Origin of the sequence: Bacillus sp. S4, assembly GCF_040838205.1 — a bacterium.
GTDB lineage: Bacteria > Bacillota > Bacilli > Bacillales > Bacillaceae_G > Bacillus_A > Bacillus_A cereus_U.
The window spans coordinates 1-3,391 of the sequence record NZ_JBFPJI010000334.1; the positions used below are offsets into that span (position 1 = coordinate 1).

The following is a 3,391-nucleotide window of genomic DNA, read 5'->3' on the forward strand; positions in this document are numbered from 1 at the left end:
AAATTCTCCTTTGTTAAAAGTAGGAGCTTTGTAAGCACGGTTTTCATTGTTAGCTGTATAATCATTTTTAGCACTTTGTTCGGATAAAAAGATAACAAAAGGCTCTTTTAAAAACGAATCATAGGTATCACCAAATGTTGTAACAATCGTTGCGAACGTATCAACGTCTGCTTTCGCTTTATGTTTTGTAAATGGGTTCAAGCTGAATACAATCCCCATCGCTATTCCTACAGGGGGGATTTTTTTTATACATCTCTTTATCTTTTCCTTCATGGATGTGCTCCTTACTTTCTAATTTATACTGTTTCCAACATATTTAAATTAACATCGGTAAGTTTATCTTAATTTAAATAACTCTCAAAAGTCTTTCGTAAATGTTACAAAACCCTTTCATTGCTTCTCATACAAACACTTCAGGACTCTTGCAAGTAATTTCTTAAACTTGGACATACCGATAGAAATAAAAGGATTGATACATAAGTAAACCACCGATATATCTTATTAAATTAAAAATTGAGACCCAAAAAACAAGAAAGGTTGGCATTTTGCCAGCCTTTCTTGTTTACCACTTCATTCATTTTACAAATAAAAATTTTGTTTTGGGGATACTTAAAAATCTTCGCTTAATGAGCATGGGGCCAAGCTGAAAAAATATAGAATATCGAAAAAATCAAAATCTTATAATATATTAATGTAAGACTTTTGTAACATTTATGAAAGAAATTTGAAAGGTTTTTAAACTAAGATGAATTTATAAATATTGATTTTATATTTTAAATCAATATACGACAGTATTTATATGTTTGTTTTTTACAGTGTTACATGTAAGCAATCTAGGCTAAATCTTACTAAGAGAGGACAACAAAAATGAAAAAGAAATTTAAAATAACTGGAATTCAAAAGAAAGTAATTCCTACTGCAGCGGCATTAGGTATTCTTTTTTCTGTCGCTCCTATTGCAGAAAATAAGGCTAGTGCAGGGGTAGGTGCGGTAGTAGATATAGGTATTACTGTATTAGGTGCTATAGCAAACACTTATGAAGCACTTGGAATAAGCCCAGAGGAGAAAGACCGAAACCCAGGTACTCGCATTGATGTATATGCAGAAAACGAAACTTACCAGGCTCCTAGTTTTACATCTGGGGAATTTAATATTTCCATGTATCATACACAAGGTGATTCGAATTTTCTTAAACCAGTTAAAGTACGCTATCCAAATGGAAGAATCGAAATTCATCAACTAAGATCTGGGCAGCAGCTTAAAATTACTGAAGCAGGTGCAATTATAGATTTAAACCCTAATGGAGCAAATGTCTCAGAACACGATCTTCTTTACATTACACAAGCACAATTAGACGAAGGAAAGACCGGAGTTGTGATAAATCAAGGCCAACATGCATTTGTAGAAAAAGCATCTGGTAAAAACCCAAGATTTCTTCTTCCACTTTATAAAAAATATGCAGACAGCTGGACTCCAGATTGGGATGTGGTTGTTAAAAATTCGGATTCCCTATTTGATAAGATAGCAAATAAATTATCAGATAAGCAAAAACAATTGATAACATTGACTTCAAAGCCAGTATCTAAAGATGTCCTTGACAACTATGTTAAGAATGAACCTAAAGCTCAAGCAGATTTTTATGATCGATTATCTGATGTATTGGCGGAGCGTACTCACGTCCTAGAGACACCTATTGCACTACCATTTAATGCACTAAATCACGGTAACCCTTATCAAATTATCCCTTATAAAAAAGGAACGAATAAAGTAATCGTAAAAACAGGTTCAAAATACCTTTCAGGAAAAGAAGGAAGAGGACTTCAAGATTCCGATTCGCTTGGCGATGATGAAGTGTTTGAACTTGTTCAGATAGGAAATTCTTACGATGGTAAATTTCAGTTCCGTTTGAATAACAAAAATGGGGTAAGTTTGGCTGGTAATCAAAATGTTCAACAATTTGGTACTGATTGGAGTTTCAAATCCGAAATTCGTTTCACTGGAAAAAGCAACAATGAAATTAACAATTGGTTAATAGAGTGGTATCCGGGTAAAGAAAATGAGAGACAGAAGTATGACGGAGTAAAGCTTGTAGCTGATGAAAAAGATTCTACTAAATGGAATGCAAAAGATTCTTCTGGAAATGTAATAAAGAACAGTTGGGTAAACCAAGGTTCTGGTTATCATTTTGCAGATGCTGAAGGAGCCCTTTTGACAGGCTGGCAAGACATTAAGGGGAAGACTTATTATTTCAACCCGACTTATGGTGACATGGTTACTGTAAGTGGATCTGAAATCGATGGGAAGTACTACAACTTCAATGATGATGGTTCCTTGCAACGATCAACCTGGAAAGGTGATACTTATTCCGATGCTGATGGAGTATTCGTTAAAGAAGGCTTGAAAGATATAGATGGTAAAATTTATTATTTCCAAAATTACAATGTAAATAAAAAGGAAATACGTCTAGAAGATCAAAATATCATTCTTCATTTTTCTGACAAAGGCGTACTTGAGAGAGCTTCTAGGATAAATGGAGAAGCTATAGACAGCGATGTTTATGCTTCGTTTGAAAACAAAAGTTTAGTATTTAATAAAGACGGTTCGATTTGGAAAACAGGGATCAACAAAAAGGGGAAATCCCAGGCATATTATAGTTTAGAAGATGGAGTTTTCTATACCGGTTGGAAAATGATAGGCGATAAAAGATACTATTTCATAAATGGCTACAATAGTGCGTTCAATAGGTATGAAGACATTGATGGAAAAAGATATTATTTTCATGAAGACGGATCAGTTAACAAAGCAGGGTTTGAAAAAATCGATGGTAAGCTATACCATTTTGACAATAACGGCGTAGCACAAACGGGCTGGCAAAAAATCGATGGTAAAGACTATTACTTCGATGAATCTGGAGCAGCTAAGATAGGATGGTTCTCAGTTGGTGGTGGGTATCATTTCCCTTATTACGGACACTTTACGTATTATGCTAAACAGGATGGTTCAATTTATACAGATACCAAGGTTGAAATTGACGGAAAAACCTTTAAATTTGATAGTCATGGACACAAAGGTTATTAATCATCCCAAAAAAATCTATTTTTTATAAATATGAATCGCTAAATGAGATCCCCACGACCTCCAGATGCTTTCAGCATCTGGAGGATTTTTATTAACTTGATGGCTATGTGGTGGGCCCACATATAGCGGATTTGGATCATGAATTATTATCTAAACAAAAATTAGAACTGCTAAATAGTGACGAAGGATATGTATCAGGGGAGGATGCAAAACGTGAATTCGGACTACAAGTTGATTTACCATAAGTCCGCATTAAAGTTTATTGCAAAGTAAGAGAAAGAGATACAAAAGCAAATTGTCATGATTTTTATGA

General features: G+C 34.2%; 2 protein-coding genes and 1 pseudogene. 2 read left to right on the plus strand and 1 reads right to left on the minus strand.

Translation table 11 applies throughout. From position 1 onward, the window contains the following. A pseudogene (locus AB3X48_RS19525) lies at window positions 1-273 on the minus strand (hypothetical protein); the annotation flags it as partial. A 594-nt stretch (window positions 274-867) separates the two neighbouring features. Here AB3X48_RS19525 and AB3X48_RS19530 point away from each other — a divergent pair. Together AB3X48_RS19530 and AB3X48_RS19535 are read left to right on the plus strand one after the other, a co-directional pair. After that, window positions 868-3,078: an N-acetylmuramoyl-L-alanine amidase family protein gene (locus tag AB3X48_RS19530; RefSeq protein WP_367959826.1), complete on the plus strand. Its 2,211-nt coding sequence runs from the start codon at window positions 868-870 to the stop codon at window positions 3,076-3,078. Between the two features lie 110 nt (window positions 3,079-3,188). Then, window positions 3,189-3,323 (plus strand): hypothetical protein, encoded by a 135-nt coding sequence (locus AB3X48_RS19535; protein WP_258169596.1) that lies wholly within the window; start codon window positions 3,189-3,191, stop codon window positions 3,321-3,323. Window positions 3,324-3,391: the final 68 nt, after the last annotated feature.